Annotated in this window: 18 protein-coding genes; 4 read left to right on the forward strand and 14 right to left on the reverse strand. The window is 48.4% G+C overall.

The window, feature by feature from the left end; all coding sequences use genetic code 11:
- Positions 1-12 precede the first annotated feature (12 nt).
- From rho to D1831_RS07870, 5 genes are all read right to left on the reverse strand, one after another.
- Complete coding sequence (gene rho, locus D1831_RS07850; RefSeq protein ID WP_125072382.1) at positions 13-1,320, reverse strand: transcription termination factor Rho; 1,308 nt, start codon at positions 1,318-1,320, stop codon at positions 13-15.
- A 25-nt stretch (positions 1,321-1,345) separates the two neighbouring features.
- The gene (locus D1831_RS07855; RefSeq protein ID WP_125072383.1) at positions 1,346-2,626 is read right to left on the reverse strand and encodes a UDP-N-acetylglucosamine 1-carboxyvinyltransferase; all 1,281 of its coding nucleotides are present in this window, start codon (positions 2,624-2,626) and stop codon (positions 1,346-1,348) included.
- A gap of 231 nt (positions 2,627-2,857) precedes the next feature.
- On the reverse strand, positions 2,858-4,468 hold the full coding sequence (locus tag D1831_RS07860; RefSeq protein WP_125072384.1) for a CTP synthase: 1,611 nt from the start codon (positions 4,466-4,468) through the stop codon (positions 2,858-2,860).
- A 175-nt stretch (positions 4,469-4,643) separates the two neighbouring features.
- On the reverse strand, positions 4,644-5,255 hold the full coding sequence (rpoE, locus tag D1831_RS07865; protein ID WP_125072385.1) for a DNA-directed RNA polymerase subunit delta: 612 nt from the start codon (positions 5,253-5,255) through the stop codon (positions 4,644-4,646).
- A 44-nt stretch (positions 5,256-5,299) separates the two neighbouring features.
- On the reverse strand, positions 5,300-5,740 hold the full coding sequence (locus tag D1831_RS07870) for a DUF1934 domain-containing protein (RefSeq protein ID WP_125072386.1): 441 nt from the start codon (positions 5,738-5,740) through the stop codon (positions 5,300-5,302).
- Positions 5,741-5,965: 225 nt separating this feature from the next.
- On the opposite strand from D1831_RS07870, the gene D1831_RS07875 reads away from it, so the two are divergent.
- From D1831_RS07875 to yidA, 3 genes are read left to right on the forward strand one after another with little or no spacing between them, the layout of a single operon-like run.
- Positions 5,966-6,766, forward strand: coding sequence for a lipoate--protein ligase family protein (locus tag D1831_RS07875; protein ID WP_225422819.1), 801 nt, complete (start codon positions 5,966-5,968; stop codon positions 6,764-6,766).
- 24 nt (positions 6,767-6,790) lie between these two features.
- Complete coding sequence (locus D1831_RS07880; RefSeq protein WP_125072387.1) at positions 6,791-8,143, forward strand: HD domain-containing protein; 1,353 nt, start codon at positions 6,791-6,793, stop codon at positions 8,141-8,143.
- Positions 8,144-8,164: 21 nt separating this feature from the next.
- Positions 8,165-8,974: a sugar-phosphatase gene (gene yidA, locus D1831_RS07885; RefSeq protein WP_125072388.1), complete on the forward strand. Its 810-nt coding sequence runs from the start codon at positions 8,165-8,167 to the stop codon at positions 8,972-8,974.
- 67 nt (positions 8,975-9,041) lie between these two features.
- Here the strand turns inward: yidA and D1831_RS07890 are convergent, their stop codons facing one another.
- The 4 genes from D1831_RS07890 to D1831_RS07905 all read right to left on the reverse strand — a co-directional run bounded on the left by D1831_RS07890 (position 9,042) and on the right by D1831_RS07905 (position 13,344).
- On the reverse strand, positions 9,042-10,022 hold the full coding sequence (locus tag D1831_RS07890; RefSeq protein WP_125072389.1) for a hypothetical protein: 981 nt from the start codon (positions 10,020-10,022) through the stop codon (positions 9,042-9,044).
- An 80-nt stretch (positions 10,023-10,102) separates the two neighbouring features.
- Positions 10,103-11,125 carry a YdcF family protein gene (locus D1831_RS07895; RefSeq protein WP_125072390.1) on the reverse strand — a complete coding sequence of 341 codons (1,023 nt, stop codon included), beginning with the start codon at positions 11,123-11,125 and terminating at the stop codon, positions 10,103-10,105.
- 118 nt (positions 11,126-11,243) lie between these two features.
- On the reverse strand, positions 11,244-12,224 hold the full coding sequence (locus tag D1831_RS07900; protein ID WP_125072391.1) for a ribose-phosphate diphosphokinase: 981 nt from the start codon (positions 12,222-12,224) through the stop codon (positions 11,244-11,246).
- A gap of 298 nt (positions 12,225-12,522) precedes the next feature.
- A complete protein-coding gene (locus D1831_RS07905; RefSeq protein WP_125072392.1) occupies positions 12,523-13,344 on the reverse strand; it encodes a serine hydrolase in 822 nt (273 codons plus the stop codon).
- A 173-nt stretch (positions 13,345-13,517) separates the two neighbouring features.
- Here D1831_RS07905 and D1831_RS07910 point away from each other — a divergent pair, with 173 nt between their 5' ends.
- Entirely contained in the window at positions 13,518-14,243 is a 726-nt protein-coding gene (locus D1831_RS07910) for an N-acetylmuramoyl-L-alanine amidase (protein ID WP_225422821.1), read from the forward strand.
- A 219-nt stretch (positions 14,244-14,462) separates the two neighbouring features.
- Here D1831_RS07910 and D1831_RS14830 read toward each other — a convergent pair whose 3' ends face one another.
- The 5 genes from D1831_RS14830 to D1831_RS07930 form a co-directional block, all read right to left on the reverse strand.
- Positions 14,463-14,591: a hypothetical protein gene (locus tag D1831_RS14830; protein ID WP_263853680.1), complete on the reverse strand. Its 129-nt coding sequence runs from the start codon at positions 14,589-14,591 to the stop codon at positions 14,463-14,465.
- A 21-nt stretch (positions 14,592-14,612) separates the two neighbouring features.
- Positions 14,613-15,995 (reverse strand): bifunctional UDP-N-acetylglucosamine diphosphorylase/glucosamine-1-phosphate N-acetyltransferase GlmU, encoded by a 1,383-nt coding sequence (gene glmU, locus D1831_RS07915; RefSeq protein ID WP_125072393.1) that lies wholly within the window; start codon positions 15,993-15,995, stop codon positions 14,613-14,615.
- A gap of 65 nt (positions 15,996-16,060) precedes the next feature.
- Positions 16,061-16,897, reverse strand: coding sequence for a pur operon repressor (purR, locus tag D1831_RS07920; RefSeq protein ID WP_125072394.1), 837 nt, complete (start codon positions 16,895-16,897; stop codon positions 16,061-16,063).
- A 209-nt stretch (positions 16,898-17,106) separates the two neighbouring features.
- Positions 17,107-17,904, reverse strand: coding sequence for a metal ABC transporter permease (locus D1831_RS07925; protein ID WP_179950309.1), 798 nt, complete (start codon positions 17,902-17,904; stop codon positions 17,107-17,109).
- On the reverse strand, positions 17,897-18,598 hold the full coding sequence (locus tag D1831_RS07930; protein ID WP_125072396.1) for a metal ABC transporter ATP-binding protein: 702 nt from the start codon (positions 18,596-18,598) through the stop codon (positions 17,897-17,899). Before D1831_RS07930 ends, D1831_RS07925 begins: the two co-directional genes overlap by 8 nt.
- Positions 18,599-18,827: the final 229 nt, after the last annotated feature.

An 18,827-nucleotide genomic window follows, 5' to 3' on the forward strand; every position in this document is an offset into this window, starting at 1 on the left:
CGTCAAGACGCTTTATGAGCGCCGCGAGCCGTTCCCGCGTCCCCGCGTGGACTGACCGCTAAATTTTAAGCCGGCCAAGTCGCGTAAGAATTCCGCGTTCGTTTTCGTATTTCGTAAGAACTGCAACAATTGCTCGGTATAGTCGAGGGCGTTGCCGTTCATTGACCGGCGAATTTGCCAAACCGGTTCCAAGCGCTTCTTAGGTATTAAGAGCTCTTCCTTGCGGGTGCTGGATTGCTTAAGATCAAGTGCCGGAAAGACCCGCCGTTCCGCTAATTCACGGGATAGTTGAAGTTCCGAATTACCGGTCCCCTTAAACTCTTCGTAAATCATGTCGTCCATTCGGCTCCCAGTATCAACTAGGGCCGTACCCAGAATGGTCAAACTGCCACCCTCTTCAATGTTACGGGCAGAACCAAAAAAGCGTTTAGGTTTGTAAAAGGCCGTTGGGTCGAGCCCCCCGGAAAGTGTCCGCCCACTGGACGGAATCACCAGGTTGTAAGCCCGGGTCAACCGGGTAATCGAATCAAGTAAAATAATCACGTCTTGCTTATCTTCGACTAACCGCCGCGCCCGTTCGAGGACTAACTCGGCAACTCGCACGTGGTTTTGCGGTTGCTGATCAAAAGTGGAGCTCACCACTTCACCTTTGATGGAGCGCTCAAGGTCGGTAACTTCTTCCGGACGCTCATCAATTAGTAACATAATTAACTTAGCATTCGGATAATTCGTCATAATACCGTTGGCAATATTTTTGAGTAACGTCGTTTTTCCGGCTTTCGGCGGGGCCACAATTAAGCCCCGTTGACCAAAGCCAATCGGGACAAAGGTGTCAATCAAGCGGGTCGCTAAAACCGACTTGGTCGTTGTTAACTTAATTTGCTGGTTCGGGTAAAGAGGCGTCAGGGCAGGAAAGTGGGGCCGTTGCTTAGCCTCATTAGGGTCCTTACCGTTAACCGTCCCAACCCGCATCAACCCATAGTAACGTTCGTTCGGCTTCGGTGGCCGGGCCTGCCCGGCCACGTAGTCACCGTTACGCAGACCGAACCGGTGAATCTGGGATTGTGAAATGTAGATGTCCTCTTGTGACGGTCCGTAATTGATTGGCCGCAGGAAACCATAGCCCTCTTGGCCAATAATTTCCAAGACGCCTTCCATTTGCACGAATCCCCGCTTTTTATCCTGTTCCCGCAGTACGGCTAAGGAAAGCTCCTTCTTATTCATCTGTGAATAATACTGGATCTTATAGTCGCGCGCGTAAGTGTAGATTTCCTTCAGCGTTTTTTGCTCAAGGTCGTGCATTGTTAAAATTTTTTCCATAAACACAATTCTTTCTAACCGTGGTTTAGCTTTCGGGAACTTGTTCGTCCGCCGCGATTTCCACGTCCGCACCCAAAGTATGCAGTTTTTCAATTACCCGGTCGTAACCGCGCAAGATGTTGTCCGCCCGCGAAATCTCGGTCGTCCCACTAGCCGTTAAGCCGGCAATCATTAGGGCCGCACCAGAACGAATCTCGCCAGCTTCAACGTGCGCACCTTGTAAGTGCGATGAATGTCCCACCACGATCAAGTTGTCTTGAACGTGAATGTCCGCACCCATTTTACGTAATTGCTCAATGTGTTGCGTCCGTTGAGGATAAATCGTATCAATGACCACGCTGTTACCCGTAGCCCGTAAAAGCAGTGGTGTGATTGGTTGTTGCAGGTCGGTTGCAAATCCCGGATAAGTTGCGGTTTTAATCCGCACTGGTCCCAAATCATTGGTTCGCGGGACGTAAATGCTGTCTTCGTTGATTTGAAGGTCAACCCCCATCTCAACCATCTTAGCCGTAAACGATTCCATATGTTCCGGAATAACGTTCTTGAGTAAGATACCGTCACCAATGGCCGCCGCCAACGACAAGTAGGTACCCGTTTCAATGCGGTCGGGAATAATCGTGTGGGTCGCCCGGGACCGTAACGAATCAACCCCTTCAATACGGATCACGTCCGTTCCGGCACCTCGAACCTTAGCCCCCATGTTGTTTAGGAAAGTGGCCAAGTCAATAATTTCGGGTTCCTTCGCCGCGTTTTCAATCGTCGTCGTCCCGTGAGCCTTGACCGCCGCCAAGATAATGTTGATGGTGGCCCCAACGGAAACCACGTCTAAAAAGATGCGCGCGCCGTGGAGACCCTCCGTGCCCGTTGAAATGAACACGGAATCATTTTCTTCAACAACGTTGGCACCAAGGGCTTTAAAACCCTTAATGTGTTGGTCAATGGGCCGGGGTCCAATGTTGTCACCACCGGGGAACGTCACCGTGGCCCGGTTAAAACGCCCCAGTAGGGCGCCCATAAAGTAATAGGAAGCCCGCAAACTTTTAATTGCGCGACTTGGTAATTCTGATTCTTCAATGTGGGTTGGATCAATTGTTAAAACGTCATTTTCAAAAGTGGAATGGACGTTCATCGATTCCAAAATAATTTTTAAATTGTGAACGTCAAGAATGTGCGGAACCGTATCAAATCGGACCGGAGTGTCTGCGAGAATCGCAGCAGGAATCAGTGCGACGGTACTATTTTTTGCGCCACCGATCGTTAATTCCCCAGAAAGTCGTTTTCCGCCATGGATAATCATTTTTTTCATAACATAACTTTCCTCGCTAAATAAGTGTCACACTGTATCATACAATCATTAACCATAATAAAGAATGTCACCCAAAAAAACAACCAATATCAGGAAACTGTAATCTTTTTGCGTAATAAAGTCATGAACTTAATCAATTTAATCGCTTTCAGGCTAAAAGGTCACCTATTTGCGTACGATTTCGACAAAAAAAAGGGCCCCAAGCCCAAATGCTTGAGTCCCTCATTTAACTTACTTAGTTTTACCCGTTTGGTTAGCCGCGTCGATAAAGGCTTTGAATAACCCTTCTGGACGGTTAGGCCGTGATAAAAATTCTGGGTGGTATTGTGACGCCACGAAGAACCGTTTCTTTGGTAATTCAATAACTTCAACCAAACGATTGTCCGGTGAAGTACCGGAGAAGACCATGCCCTTAGCGGCAAAGGCTTCCCGGTACTTATTGTTGAATTCGTAACGGTGACGGTGCCGTTCCATGACAACTTCTTCGTTATGGTAGGCCTTAGCAGCAACCGTTCCCGGCTTCAACTTGCAAGGATAGGCGCCCAACCGTTGGGTCCCGCCCATATCTTCAACGTCTTCCTGGTCAGCCATTAAGTCAATAATGTTATCCGGCGTATCGGGATCAATTTCAGCTGAATTGGCATCCTTCAAACCAAGGACGTTGCGGGCAAATTCGACACTGGCCATTTGCATTCCTAAACAAATTCCTAAGAACGGTACGTCGTTTTCACGAGCATACTGAATGGCCGTGATCTTGCCTTCGATCCCCCGGTCACCGAAACCACCGGGAACTAAAATTCCGTCGGCGTCCCCTAATAATTCTTGAACGTTATCCGGCGTAACGTCTTCCGCGGAGATCTTGTTGAGTTCAATTTCCGCATCGTCGGTGTACCCAGCGTGCTTCAACGCTTCAGTCACAGAAATATAGGCATCTTGTAACGCCACGTATTTCCCAACTAGGGCAATCTTGATCTTACGGGATAAGTTTTGAACGTGGTGTTCCAGTTCAACCCAGTCACTCATGTCAGCTTTCGGTGCATCAATCTCAAAGTGGTCCAAAACGATTTGGTCCATGTTTTGCTTTTGCACGTTCAACGGAATGGAGTAGATCGTCTTAACGTCTAAGGATTCAATAACGGCTTCCGGTTCAACGTCACAGAAGGACGCAATCTTGTTCCGCATTTCCCGGGTAATTGGCTTTTCGGTCCGAACAACTAACATGTTCGGCTGAATCCCATAACTCCGGAGTTCCTTAACAGAATGTTGTGTTGGCTTAGTCTTCATTTCACCAGCGGCCCGTAAGTACGGGATCAAAGTCGTGTGGATGTAGAAGACGTTATCGGAACCTAAGTCACTCTTCATTTGACGGAGGGCTTCGATGAACGGTAAGGATTCAATGTCCCCAACGGTCCCACCAATTTCGGTGATTACGATGTCTGAATCGGTCGTCGTCCCGGCCCGCATGATTTTTTCCTTAATGGCGTTCGTGATGTGTGGAATCACTTGAACCGTAGCGCCTAAGTAATCTCCCCGACGTTCTTTTTGCAGAACTTCTGAATAAATCTTACCCGTCGTAACGTTGGAATACTTGTTCAAGTTAATGTCGATAAACCGTTCGTAGTGACCTAAGTCCAAGTCGGTTTCCGTACCATCGTCCGTCACAAAGACTTCCCCGTGTTGATAAGGACTCATCGTACCAGGATCAACGTTGATGTATGGATCAAACTTTTGAATGGTGACTTTTAAGCCCCGGTTCTTTAATAATCGTCCTAACGAAGCTGCGACGATACCTTTACCAATTGATGAAACAACGCCACCAGTTACAAAAATATATTTGGTCATGTGATAACTCCTTAAAGATTTATTTCGTGGGGTTTGGCTACAATAAAGAAAACTCCCTATTCCAAATGAAATAGGGAGCTAATTACGTTCGTTTGTCCCATGTACTTCTACATGAGAGCCCAAATAAGATAATACAAGGAGATTGACTTTTCGTCAAGGCAAAATCTCGGGAAGCTTATTTGTTTTGATCATCATCTTCGTCATCGTAGTCGTCATCATCGTCATCGTTCAATTCGGATAATTGACCTTCAATGCCGTCTGGTAACGTCTCGTCCGCGGCGTCGTCATCGCTATCATCAACACCGGCTAATTCATCATACTTACCGTTGCTTTCTGAATCGTCATCGTCGTCGTTTTGATCGTCATCATCGTCATAATTATCATCATCTTCGGGATCGTCGTCATCGTAATCGATCACGTCGTCATCATCCCCGGCGTCGGCTAAGAAGGCGTTAACTTTCTTACGCTTCTTACGCTTTGGCCGATCATCGTCTTCATCGTCATCGGTATGAATAACGGCTTCGTCAATGGATTCGAATGGGTACCATGCACGCAGGCCCCACATATTGTCACCGAGCGAAATGAAACTACCGTCGATGTTCAGATCGGTATAAAATTGTGATAAACGCTCCCGAATTTCTTCGTCGCTTTTACCTAAATATGATTGCACAGCGTTGGTTAAATCGGCAAACGCCATCACATCACCATGTTGTGATAAGATCGCATGCGCAACCTCGATTAAAGATAATTCGGACTTCTTTTGTCCATCAAATTGTTTTAGTTCCAAACTGGTGCACGTCCTTTCCACAGTTTACAGTTCATCATACCAAATCAGGCCGTGAATTGCAATCGCAACTTGTAGTTACCAATTAGTTGCTCCCCTGCGTATAAATCATAATTAACGTTAACTTCACCAGAAAATGGCCGTTCCCGTAATCGCACTTGTAACATCGGTGTGACCGTTTCGACCGGTAAAATACCCATCGGGGTTTGGTAGTGCGCGCGCACCCGCTTACCATTTGAGAAGTGCAACCGTAACCGGTTTTCAGCGCTGCGCGTCAGCACGACATCCCCGTTGCTTGCCAGTTTAATGGTTACCGGAATCGGGTCGGGCGCATCATCGTTCACTTCTTTGTAGCGTAAATAAAACGCGCCTCCCATTTGGACCAGCTGCCCGTCAACGTCCAAAGCGTAGTTGGCGGTATCACCATCTTGGCGAGCCTGCGTTTCTAAGTGAATGGCTACGGGTACCCCGGTTGTTAAATCATCCATAAAATTGTCCTCCTAATACTCGGTACGCCTAGTCAGGCCGTACCCTGATTTCCAAATTGGTCACCAGTACGTACGTGTCCGCTCACGTCCTTAAACTTCATTTTTAATTATAAGCCATTCCCCTAAAAATAACTAAAAATCAACCTAAGCACGGCTTCACCCTGCGATAGCGGTTTAATTCGGGTATAATTAAGCTTGAAACTGATGTCTGAACGGGGTGAATACATGCCAACAATTGCCACTTTAAGTCAACATTACGAACCAGCCGCGCTGCTGGACAGTTTCGCGTACACCAACGCCTTACTGTGGCTCACGGCCGAACGCCAACAGCCCATCGTCCACTTTTGGCAACTTAGTCACACGGTAATTTTAGGACTGCTCGACCAGCAACTGCCGCAGTTAACCACCGGACTAGCCGGTTTACAGCGGGCCGGCTACCAAACCCTCCTGCGTAATTCGGGGGGGTTAGCGGTCGTGGCCGACGACGGGGTCTTAAACGTCTCACTTTTCTTACCTGCCAGCCGTAGCGATTACTCCATTACCGCCGCCTACCAACTGATGGTCGACTACGTCCGAGCGGTGTGGCCGACCTGTCCCATTGCGACCGGTGAAATCGCGCAATCGTATTGCCCGGGCGATTACGACCTGAGCATTCACGGTCAAAAGATCGCCGGGATGTCCCAGCGCCGAACCGCGAACGCCCTAGTGATCATGCTCTACGTTAGCGTCAACGGCGACCAAGCACGCCGCAGTCGGCTGATTCGCGACTTTTACACGGCGGGGCTGGGTAACCACACTGACGCCCGCTTTCCCACCGTTGACCCGGCCGTCATGACTACGGTCGCTGAACAGCTTGGTCAGCCACTAAGCGTACCGGCAGCGCAACGGGCATTTCTCGCCGTCCTGCGCCAACGGGGAGCGGTTGACACCACCAGCTTACCGCTGCTAACCGAAGAACCAGAATTTCAGGCCCATTTAAAGCGAGCCTACCAAGAAATGCAACGCCGCCAACAACGTCTGCATTAACGGATAACGAACGGAGGAATTTTTTTGACTTACCGTCAACAATTATTACCCATGGAAAAAGTCTTACGTGACCCGGTCCACGATTACGTTTACGTGCAGCACCAGGTCATTTTAGATTTAATCAATACGTCGGAGTTCCAGCGACTCCGGCGAATCAAACAACTCGGCACGACTTCACTCACTTTTCACGGCGCGGAACATTCTCGTTTCGGGCACTGCCTCGGCGTTTACGAGATCACCCGCCGAATCTGTGACAACTTTGAGCGCAACTACCCCACCAAAACGCCCGGTGACGGTGGTTGGGACGATCACGAACGCCTAGTTGCGCTGTGCGCGGCCCTCTTGCACGACATTGGTCACGGTCCGTATTCCCATACGTTTGAGCACATCTTCCATACCGATCACGAAGCGCTGACCGCGCAGATCATCACCTCACCCGCAACCGAGGTCAACCAGGTTTTACGGCGAGTCGCCCCTGATTTTCCAGAACAAGTCGCGGCCGTGATTCAAAAAACGTACCCTAATCCCCAAGTTGTTCAGATGATTTCCAGTCAAATCGATGCCGACCGCATGGACTACCTCTTACGGGATTCTTACTTTACCGGCACCAACTACGGCAACTTTGATTTGACCCGGATTTTACGGGTCATGCGCCCGTACTCAGGGGGGATCACCTTCGCCATGGAAGGGATGCACGCCGTTGAAGACTACATCGTTAGCCGTTTTCAAATGTACATGCAAGTTTACTTCCACCCAGTTTCCCGTTCAATGGAAGTGATCTTAGACCACTTATTGGAACGGGCCAACGACCTGTACCAGAGTCACGCGGTCGATGCCGAAGCGACGCCGCATATGCTGCTGCCGTTTTTTAATAACAACTTTACGTTACACGATTACTTACGTTTAGATGACGGGGTCTTAAACACCTACTTTAACCACTGGCGCGACAGCCGTGATAGTATCTTAGCCGACCTAGCCACCCGCTTCTTGGACCGGCGACCGCTAAAATCAGCGCGCGTTGATCACCTGACTCAACCGCTGATTTCCGACTTACAAAAACTGATTGAGCAGGCCGGTTTCGATAGTCACTACTACACTGATACCAACGATAGCTACGACTTACCCTACGACGCTTACGATCCTAAGATGAAGAAACCGCGGACCCAGATCGAACTCATGCAAAAAGACGGCACCCTGCTGGAACTTTCGACCGTCAGCGACCTAGTCCGCGCAATTACCGGTAAGGTTTCCGGTGATCAGCGCTTCTTCTTCCCAAAGGAAATGCTCAGCAGCGAAGCGGAAAGTGACCTGTTCAAACCCGTCTACCAGGAATTCCAGAAATACATTTTAAACGATCGTCTGATCTTACCAAACTAACCGAATTGCGGAGGAATTTTTATGTCAGTCAAGCTAATCGCCATCGATATGGATGGTACGTTACTCAACGAACACAGTGAACTCAACCCGGCGACCATTGAAGCCGTTCACGCGGCCAAGGCTCAGGGAATCAAAGTCGTGATTTGTACCGGACGACCACTTAGCGGCGTCACCCCCTTTTTAAAGCAACTCGACTTGAGCGGTGACGACAACTACGTGATCACCTTTAACGGTTCAATGGCCCAAACCGTCACCGGCAAAATCATTACCAGTCTCACGCTTTCACACGAAGACTATATTGACATTGAGGCACTGAGTCGGAAACTAAACATCCACTGTCACGTCGAAAGCGAAGACCATATTTACACCGCTAACCGCGACATTAGCCCTTACACGGTCGGCGAAAGTTCACTGGTCAACATGCAGATCCGTTACCGGACGCCGGACGAAATGCGGCCCGACTTACCAATCGTTAAGGCCATGCTGATCGACCACCCGGACCTGCTTGAAGCCGCCAGTCAAAAAATCCCAACGAGTTTCCACGACCGGTTCCACATCGTCCGTTCGGCACCCTACTTCTTAGAAATTTTAAACAACCAGGCCAGCAAGGGACGCACGCTTAAAGCATTGGCCGAATACCTGCATTTCAATGCCGCTGAAGTCATGGCAATTGGTGATCAGGGTAACGACTTAAGCATGCTCGAATACGCTACTAACAGCGTTGCCATGGGTAACGGTATTCCTGAAGCAAAACAAATCGCCAAGTACGAAACCAAAACCAACGTTGAAGACGGCGTCGCGTACGCCATTCGCCAGTGGGCGTTAGCTTAACCCATCAACGCAAAAAAAGTCCCCGTGAGTAAATTCTCACGAGGACTTTTTAAAATCCAATTAATTACTAGTCAAATTCACCGGTTGATGAATCTTCCTTGGTTACTTTGCCACTATCCGGGTAATAACGGTAGTTTTCGCTACTGCTGCCTTGCGAACTATCGGCCGGAATAACCGCAATCTGGTAATACTCACTCGTCTTTTTAGTGATATCAAACTCGGTGTCGTTGGCAAACGTCCCACCAGCGGCATCCTGGAATTGCTTGATGATGTCAGCGGTCGTTGGTTCATGACTGCTGCTGGACGAACTCGTACTGCTGCTTGCGGAACTCGTAGCGGTCGATGACCCACTCGTTGAATGACTCCCGTTGTCACTAGCAGTGGCAGACGTTTGACTGTCAGAACTCGTGGCACTGCTGGACGAACTGCTACTCGTTACGGTCGAGCTGGCACTGCCCGAACTCGTTGATTGCGAAGCCTCATAGTTCATGATGGCCTGTTTCATATCCAAAGCTTTTTGTTGGAGCTTTTTGATAACCGGGTGACTGGCACTCAGGCTGTCTAATTTATCAATGTTAGTTTTAGCACCGGTCAAATCGTGCATGCTCAGTTGGTCGCGCGCTGCGTTATAATAACCGTTGGCTAACTTAACGGCTTGGTACTGCCGCTCCAGTTTGCGCCGAGCCGCGATAAACGTCGCGTCGGTGGTTCCCTGATAGTCGCTTAACGTTTGAAAATAAGTCTTAGCTGAGCTAAGTTGATTATCATTCAACGCATCCGCGGCTTTTTGATAATACCGGAGCCCGGTTGCTAAGTTTTTAACGGACTTATTTGGGTTAGAAACTTGATTCAACGTTTTACGGGCAGCGGAAATTTTTTGTTGCGAAATTTGCTGATCAGCTTTGGTTAAAACGGCCCCGGAACTGTCGGTGGCCGTTGCCGAACTTGCGGTTACGCCACCGGTAGTTTTGGTACAGCCCGATAACGTGAGCAATCCAAACAGGATGACCACAATCAGGCGCCAAGGTGATCGATAGGCATGATCCACGGCAAACCCCTCCTTTTACTCCGTCCATTATAACATTAACTGCGCAAAAACTAATTTTAATTCTTGAGTACCGTTCCAACTTAAACTAACTTTACTAACTCCAAGACGTACCAAAGTCCCAGACCCAGTACGGCGAACAGGTTTGTCCAGCGGTACATTAAAATCAAAGCTAAGTATTCCCGAAACATTGCAAATGGTAAGTAGTACCAAGGCGTGCGGGCCCCGATGCCCGTTAAGTTTAACGATAACTGACGGGCTAAGATATTGGCCCGTAACACGTGATAATCGCTGGTGACCATTACCGCGTGGTAAAACGGGGCTTTTTTTACGATCAGTTCGTGGGAAAACCGTAAATTTTCCCGCGTGGACGTTGACCGATTTTCTTCTTGAATGACGTCGCGGGGAATCCCCATCGCAACTAAGTACCGGCGCATGGCCGTACTTTCGGCGACCACTTCGTCACTTCCCTGACCGCCCGATACCACAATCGTCACCGGTTGATGGTACTTTCTCCGTTGATCGCGGTAAACTTTGGCCGCCGTTTTAAGCCGGTAACTAAGCGTGCGGGTGGGCCGGCCATCCGGCATTAAGCCGGCGCCCAAAACGATCACGTGGTCGATTTTGCGTGGCAACCCTAACCGCGTCGTCAAGCAGGCCACCAAGTAAGCTAAGAAGCTAAACGCAAAAAAGGCGGTTAATAACAATGCCAAACCTAATAATTGCCATAATCGGCGACTATGCCATCCTTCGAAGTTAACCACCGACAACCCGAGCATCAGGATCATCAATACCCCCACAATGGCCAGTAAACTGTAATGAAAGTGCCAGCCTTCCTTACGAATCAACCGGTAACTATACCGGACAAAGCTCACGGCGACCACCAAAATAATGATGGGAAGTAACCCGTACGCTAAGACCTTCATCCCCACAATGATAAATTGCCAAAGGGGACTGGCTTGCGCACTAAACCGGTGGTAAGCCGAGAGTAATAACGCCCCCGCGGCAAATAAAAATAAATGACCCGTTAACCAATGGCGCCGGTCCGTCCACTGCAACGTCACCGCGCCAACCAGTGCTAGACTGCCCCAATAAAATGCATTCACGGCAAGCACCCCTTTCATCCTTTATTGTAACCGTTTTTAACGGTGAGACCAGTTTATTTCATTGGTCACAAAAAGACGCCGGTTGGACGATCCAACCCGACGTCTTTTAAAAGTAACGTTAGTTTTCTTCGTTGTGGAAACGGTTCTTGAACAACGGACTAACTGGTTTGTTTTCGTGAATAAACTTAATTGCTTGTCCCATCAACTGACCAACTGAAACTTGTTCGATCTTATCGATCTGCTTTTCAGCTGGTAAGGCGATTGAGTCGGTCACAATCAACTTTTTGATTGGGGATTTTTCGATTCGTTCAATAGCCGGACCAGAAAGGACTGGGTGCGTACAGCTAGCGTAAACGTCCGTAGCACCGGCATCGACTAAGGCCTGGGCACCTAACGTAATGGTTCCGGCCGTATCGATCATATCGTCGATCATGATGGCCCGTTTACCCTTAACGTCACCAATGATGTTCATGACTTCCGCCACGTTCGCCCGTGGACGCCGTTTATCGATAATGGCAATTGGGGCCTTCAAGAATTCAGCCAACTTACGGGCCCGGGTCACACCACCGTGATCAGGTGAAACGACAACCGCGTTTTCATCTAAGTGGTGAGTTAAGAAGTAGTCAGCCAACAGTGGCGCACCCATTAAGTGGTCCAATGGGATATCGAAGAAACCTTGGATTTGAGCCGCGTGAAGATCAAGGGCTAAGATCCGAGTTGCACCAGCGGTTTCCAGCATGTTAGCAACTAACTTAGCGGTAATTGGTTCGCGAGAACGGGCTTTACGATCTTGACGTGCGTAACCGTAATAAGGGATTACCACGTTAATGGTCTTGGCGCTGGCACGCCGTAACGCATCGATCATGATCAACAATTCCATCAAATTATCATTAACGGGAGCGGAAGTTGATTGAATGATGTACACTTGGTCACCACGAATACTTTCCTCAATGTTAATGCGAATTTCGCCGTCGCTAAAGCGATCAACCGAGGTCTTACCTAACTTAACCCCCACGGCGTCCGCAATCTTTTCTGCCAATGGTTTATTTGAATTCAAAGCAAAAATCTTTAACTTTGGATCAAAATACTGTTCTGACATAATTTCCTCCATTCGAAAATTTATTACTTACTAAATAATAGGCATTTTACTAGTGAAAATCAAGCCCCCACGGTAGTGATAAATTGCGTTAGACTGGGCTGGAAGCGGCCCTTTCGCCATTAAACCGGCCATTACTAATCAAAAATTAAAGTTTCGTGAGTCGGAACCTTTAATAATTCGGGTTTACGGCTAATCGCCGAGTGGCACCGTTGTTACCGGTACCAAGTGAAATCGAGCCGAACAACCAATTTAACCGGTTTTTGCGCTCATCCAGCCGTCCCATCCACCCGAACAATGATCAACGATGATGGTTCAAATAATTAACCACGTCACGTCCAAGCCGATTCATCCCCCGGTACTGTTGCCACTGCCGGCCGCTTTGTGCCATGACCACGATACTGTACGTGCCCCGCTTCGTATGAAAAATGGCCGCGTCGTTTTGAACGCCCTTATCCGGATATTCCCCGGTTTTATTATAAACGGTCGCACGTTTAACTAACTTCGGTAACTTACTGTGGTTCCGGCACCCCCGTAACAGCGCAAGCATTTGCTTATCATAAGTTTTGCCTAGTAATTGGTGGTGGTAAATATTCACTAGTACCCGTGTAAGGTCGTTGACCGACGTGTAGTTATCCCGACCGCGGCGCAACGCGTGCGTATCTAACATGTACCGTTGTAAAACCGTTTGCTTAAAGTGGTAATGTCGAATCGTTTGATTGACCACTTTAAAACCGCCCGCCCGGCGAATTAAGCGGTTGGCCACGGCGTTATCCGAATTATGAATCATTAATTTCAAGTCTTGGCGGTCACGGGAATTCAGCTTCAGCTTGTGCTGTTTAGCCCGTCGAAAAATTGTGACCATCACAAACACTTTAATGGTGCTGGCCGACCGCTGACGTGTGATTGACTGGTTTCCCGTCCGTACACTTAACGGATGTTTGCCCAAGCGCGTCACTTTAACTGACCATTTTCCACCCACCGGTTTTAAATCCCGTTTGATAATTTTCTTAATGGCCGTTTGCTCTTTCTTAACACTCGTCGCTTGTGCCGTTGTCCAATACCCAACACCGCCCGCTAGCGCTAGCACACCTACCATTAGACGCCACCATTTCCCCTTCATTTTTACCAACTCCCATGGCCAATTCGGCGCGAATTAACCGTATTTTCTTCCATTGTACCTTGTTAGCCGCTCAGCGTCGCAATCAATATTAAATAATTTATTTTTTATTATTTGATAAGACCAAGTAATGGTAAACTAGCATTGGGGAGATTTCAAAAGGAGCTTTATTAGCTATGAAAAAAATTATGACTGCACTCGCCGTTAGTGCCCTGAGCGGGGGCCTATTTTTAGATCAACCCGTTACGACCGCTCAAGCCGCGCGTAAGACGAGTTCATCCAAAGTCACGGTCAAAAAAGCCGCGACTAAAAAAACGACCACTAAGAAAAAGAAAAAAGTGGTCAAAAAACACCACTACATTTTTGTCATGGGCCACGGCGCTGGTGATCCCGGTGCACGGGGAAACGGGACCAGCGAAGCCACGTACCTTCGCAAGCATTTAATGCCGAAGTTAAAAAAATACGCTAAGCACGTTAAAAAAAGTACCGTTACGTTCTACAACCCGAAGCATAACATCGTTAAGGACACCCTGGTCTACCACCGGGGATCGTATAAGATCAGTAAAAAGAATACGACCGTTATCATGTTTCACCTGGACGCTTCAACTAGTTCGCGCGCGCATGGCGGCCACGTCATCATTCACAAACGCAAACCCAACGCCCGCGACGCCCGGATTCGCAGCGTGATCAAGAAGTACGTCGGCCTCAACCGGTCTAACGGTGGGTATAGCTACCGGACAAACTTGCGTAACTGCAACGTCCTCCGCCGCCGCGGGGTCGATTACGACTTGATTGAAACTGGTTTCATCACTAACCATTCCGACTACAAGCACATTAACAAGCACCTCAACAAAATTGCTAAGGGTTACGTCACCGCCATTACTCACGAAAAGATCAAATAATTGACGGCCACTCACATTTAAACTAACCATCCCCAAAATAAAAGTACCGGTTACTCACGAGTTATAACACTCTGAGTAACCGGTACTTTTTTAACGATGAAAAATAACACTTTCCGAAACGTGTTCGGGTCCAGCTAAGGGTTGCGCTTGCTACGCTATATGTGCACTTTCTACCCATATTGCCGAAACGTGCTTTTAAAACCAGCAATCTCCGCCTAGCTACGTCACCAACACGATGCCATTTTTTTGAAACGTGTTCGGGTCAGACTGGGCCTTCCGGTTAGCTACACCACCAGCACCATGCCAAAACCGCATGATACTGATGGTTAGGCTAATCCTCAGGTCCAACCCGTCTGAACCTCACACTCTTTACTCGTTCTCCGGTTCGTGGGGTAACTTCTTCCAGTAATCCGGCTTGTTCGTCTGCCGGGCACGGGCAATCGCCATGTCGTGGAAGTTGACGTCGTCCGTAATCGTGGAGCCCGCCGCGATGAAGGAGTGGTCCGCCACGTCAACCGGTGCGATCACGTTCGAGTTACTACCGACAAAGGCCGAATCGCCCACGTTGGTGTGGTGCTTCTTCACGCCGTCGTAGTTAACAAAAACCACCCCACAACCAACGTTGATGTCCTTACCCAAAGTTGCGTCACCAACGTACGTTAAATGACCAACCTTCGTCCGGGCACCAATTTGTGCCTTCTTAACTTCCACAAAGTTACCTAAGTGAACGTGTTCACCAATTTCAGCCTGTGGCCGCAAGTGGCTGTAAGGCCCAATGTTGCTATCGGCATGCATGATCGAATCTTCCAAGAAGGAAGCCGTGACCCGAACCCGGTCTTCAATGACCATGTCGTGAATTTCAGAATGAGCACCAATAAAGCAATCTTCACCAATCGTGGTGTTTCCTTTGATCAACACTCCGGGTTCAATAATGGTGTCGGCGCCAATTTTAACGCCCGCATCGATGTACGTATCGTCCGGGTTGATGATGGAGACCCCGTTCGCCATGTGTGCTTCGTTGATCCGGCGTTGCATCACCTTCGTTGCTTGGGCTAACGCCGCACGGGTATTAACACCCATCGATTCATCAAAATCAGACATCCGGTAAGCCGCTACTACGTCACCCTGGTCCTTCATGATCTGAATCACGTCGGTCAGGTAGTATTCGCCCTGCGCGTTATCGTTAGTCACTTGGTGTAGCGCCGCGAACAACTTCTTGTTATCAAAGCAGTAAACCCCGGTGTTAATTTCGTGGATCTCCTGCTCTTCTTTCGAAGCGTCCTTTTGTTCAACAATTTTTTCAACGATTCCTAAATGGTTACGGACAACCCGACCGTACCCCTGAGGATCAGGCGCGTCGGACGTCAAGATCGTTCCGGCCGCCCCCTTAGCTTGGTGGTATTCGAAAAGTTCTTCGAAAGTTTCCGCCCGGAATAACGGGGTGTCACCACTTACGATCAACGTCATCCCGTCGGCATCCTTCAGCAGTGGTTCGGCCTGTAAGACCGCGTGACCAGTTCCTAATTGTTCGGTCTGTTCCGCGTACTTAGTCCGGTCACCCAGCGCGGCCTCAACGTCCTTGGCACCGTGGCCCACGATGGTCACAATGTTGTTCATGTGCGTTGCTTCAACCTGCGTCAGCACGTGGTCGACCATTGATTTACCACACACCTGGTGCAACACTTTGACGAGCTTGGATTTCATCCGGGTCCCCTTACCAGCGGCCATGATGATTGCATTTTTGGTTGTCATTAGAAAATCTCCTTAGTCCTCAGATAAGTCCATCATACCAAAAAATTGGTCTGGTTTACATAAGCTTAAGCTTCTGCGCCAAAAACCTTTTCTAAATAGTTACCAGGTACGACTTTAATTGCTTTATCGTTATCGTTGACGTTGGTGACCCGTAGTAAAGAGGTATAGTCATCAATCAAACGGTTCCCCGTAAAGGCGGCTTCCGCAAAGACGGTGATTCCCACCAGGTTGGCGTCAAATTCTTCAATCAGCGTCTTCATCCCGTTGATCGTACCGCCGCCCTTCATAAAGTCGTCAACGATCAACACGTTGGCACCCTCGGTCAGACTGCGCTTGGAAAGCTCCATCTTTTTGATTCGTTCGGAAGAACCGGAGACGTAGTTCACGCTAACCGTGGAGCCTTCCGTAATCTTAGAATCGTTACGGACGATTACGAACGGCACGTTTAAGTAAGTCGCTACGCTTTGCGCAATCGGAATACCCTTAGTTGCCACCGTCATCACGGCATCAATTTTTTGGTTTAAGTACTGAGTGGCAATGACCCGTCCCACTTGGCGTAAAATGTCGGGTTGGCCCAAAATATCGGATAAATAAACGTAACCCCCGGGGAGGACCCGACTCTTGTCAGCAACCTTATCCGCCATTTCGTCGATAAACGCTTGGGCTTCTTCCTTGAGGATGTAAGGAATAAACCGAGCTCCGCCGGCCGCGCCGGGGATGGTTTCCAAGATCCCGGTTCCGCGGGACTGGAAAACCTTCTTTAAAATAGTTAAATCTTCACTGATCGAAGACTTCGCTGATTCGTAACGTTCCGCAAAATACGTTAATGAGACTAACGTATGGGGACGTTCCAACAAATAGCGCGTCATATCGATTAAACGTTCGCTTCTGCGTACTTTCATGTTTCCACCTCAACCTAAATCATCTTTTTTAAAGTCTATGCAAAATGATAACACAAACGTTCGGAAATAAGGTAACTTTTTGTAATCTTTTTAGTAAATAATCGGAATTTCTTAACATTTACGTTCCTATTAGGGGCGACAAACAATTTTAGTCACCAAAAAAAGAACAATAAAAAAAGTGTTAGGAAACTACTCCCAACACTTATTTTTTAACTGCCCACGTGGACCCGCTGATAAGTCAACGCGGCGAAGTAAAAGAGACATTCAATTGAAGCAATAAAGAAGCTAACCGGTAAATTAGTCAGGTAACTCAGGTATAACCCGATCCAAACGCCCGCTAGCGCAAACCCAATCGATAAAAAAATCATCTTGCTGACGGTGTGTACAAAGTAACGGGCGGCGGCGGCCGGTAACGTTAGTAAGATAAAGATCAGTAACGACCCGACAATTTGGGCGGCCACACTCACACTCATCGCCACTAACACGAGGAATACGACCGAAATGGCCGTTGTCCACAGGCCGCTGACACGCGCCCCAATGGAATCAAACGAATCAAATTTTAACGGTCGGTATAACGCCAGCATAACTAGTAAAACGATGGCCGACAGCACCGCTACCCGTAAAACGTCGGCGTTGGCAATGCCAATCACACTCCCAAACAAAATGCTCGTCGCGTAGCTGGACGTTTGGTTCGACAAGGATAAGAATAAAATCCCTAACCCGATAAACAGCGCCGAAATGGCGGAAATTGACGCTTCACGCCGGGACTGTTTAACACTCATCTGGCCAACAATCACCGAACTAACAACCGTAAAAATTAGCATCCCGCTCAGGGCCGTCCAACCCATGAAAATTCCAAAGGCCGCCCCGGCGAAGCCAATTTCGGACAACGTGTGAGTCAGGAATGATAGGTTGCGGGCAATTACGAAAACCCCAATCGTCCCACAAATAATGGCGATAAACGTTCCGGCTAAGTAGGCGTTGCGCATGAACGCTAAACTAAACATTGCTAACATTCGTGACCTCCTTCAGCTGCTCGACCGACATATCCGCGATGTTCCCGAATTGTTGTTGGCCCGGCTTTAACGCTAAGTAATGCTTCGCGTACTGCTTCGCTAACGGCAGGTCGTGGGTCACAAAAAAGACCGTAATCCCGCTGGTCTGATTTAGGTTTTGCACTAAGTCTAGCAGTTCGTACTTCATTTCATTATCCAAACTAGCCGTTGATTCGTCTAAAATCAGCAGCTGGGGCTGTTCCACGATGGCTTGGGCTAAGTAAGCCCGTTGTTTCTCCCCACCGGAAGCCATTCCGAGTGGCCGCTGCCGAATCTTTTTGACGTTTGTTACCGCCATGGCGGTGGCTACTTGGCGGTGTTCCGCCTTGGACAACCACGGACGCCAGCCGCGTAAGTTCAAGCTAACAAAGTCCTCGACCGTTAGCGGGTACTCCTGGTCCAAATTGCGAAATTGGGGAACGTAGCCAATTTTAATGGCCTTTTTATTCGGGTAATACTGAATTTGCCCCGCAACTGGTTTAACCATCCCCAGCAACGCGCGGATCAGGGTCGTTTTCCCAACCCCGTTTTCACCGATGACCGTTAAAAAGTCACCCCGTTGAATATCAAAATTTAAATCTTTGAACACCTCGTTATTCGGAAAAGCGATACCAAGGTGTTGGACGGCAATTAAGGGTTCCGTCATTTCACTACCCCCATCTGTTTTAAATAAAGTAAATAGTAATGATTACTATTTTAGTTTACCTGAAAGCCACTATTTGTCAATAGAACGACTAACAAAAAACAACGTGACCACGTGATCACGGATATACTCCTCTTTGGGTAGACAAGCAAATAATCAAAGCTTGCCTACCTAAGGAGGAGTTTTTCTATGGGCAGAAAAGGTTCTCGCTATACGATTAAAGAGAAGTTGT

The sequence above is a fragment of the Lactiplantibacillus garii genome (assembly GCF_003885105.1).
GTDB lineage: Bacteria > Bacillota > Bacilli > Lactobacillales > Lactobacillaceae > Lactiplantibacillus > Lactiplantibacillus garii.

Bases quoted from the DNA above. Each gene is read 5' to 3' on its own strand.
- rho (WP_125072382.1), bottom strand. From the start codon at position 1,320: ATGGAAAAAATTTTAACAATGCACGACCTTGAGCAAAAAACGCTGAAG.
- D1831_RS07855 (WP_125072383.1), bottom strand. From the start codon at position 2,626: ATGAAAAAAATGATTATCCATGGCGGAAAACGACTTTCTGGGGAATTA.
- D1831_RS07860 (WP_125072384.1), bottom strand. From the start codon at position 4,468: ATGACCAAATATATTTTTGTAACTGGTGGCGTTGTTTCATCAATTGGT.
- D1831_RS07870 (WP_125072386.1), bottom strand. From the start codon at position 5,740: ATGGATGATTTAACAACCGGGGTACCCGTAGCCATTCACTTAGAAACG.
- D1831_RS07875 (WP_225422819.1), top strand. From the start codon at position 5,966: ATGCCAACAATTGCCACTTTAAGTCAACATTACGAACCAGCCGCGCTG.
- yidA (WP_125072388.1), top strand. From the start codon at position 8,165: ATGTCAGTCAAGCTAATCGCCATCGATATGGATGGTACGTTACTCAAC.
- D1831_RS07900 (WP_125072391.1), bottom strand. From the start codon at position 12,224: ATGTCAGAACAGTATTTTGATCCAAAGTTAAAGATTTTTGCTTTGAAT.
- D1831_RS07905 (WP_125072392.1), bottom strand. From the start codon at position 13,344: ATGAAGGGGAAATGGTGGCGTCTAATGGTAGGTGTGCTAGCGCTAGCG.
- D1831_RS07910 (WP_225422821.1), top strand. From the start codon at position 13,518: ATGAAAAAAATTATGACTGCACTCGCCGTTAGTGCCCTGAGCGGGGGC.
- glmU (WP_125072393.1), bottom strand. From the start codon at position 15,995: ATGACAACCAAAAATGCAATCATCATGGCCGCTGGTAAGGGGACCCGG.
- purR (WP_125072394.1), bottom strand. From the start codon at position 16,897: ATGAAAGTACGCAGAAGCGAACGTTTAATCGATATGACGCGCTATTTG.
- D1831_RS07925 (WP_179950309.1), bottom strand. From the start codon at position 17,904: ATGTTTAGTTTAGCGTTCATGCGCAACGCCTACTTAGCCGGAACGTTT.
- D1831_RS07930 (WP_125072396.1), bottom strand. From the start codon at position 18,598: ATGACGGAACCCTTAATTGCCGTCCAACACCTTGGTATCGCTTTTCCG.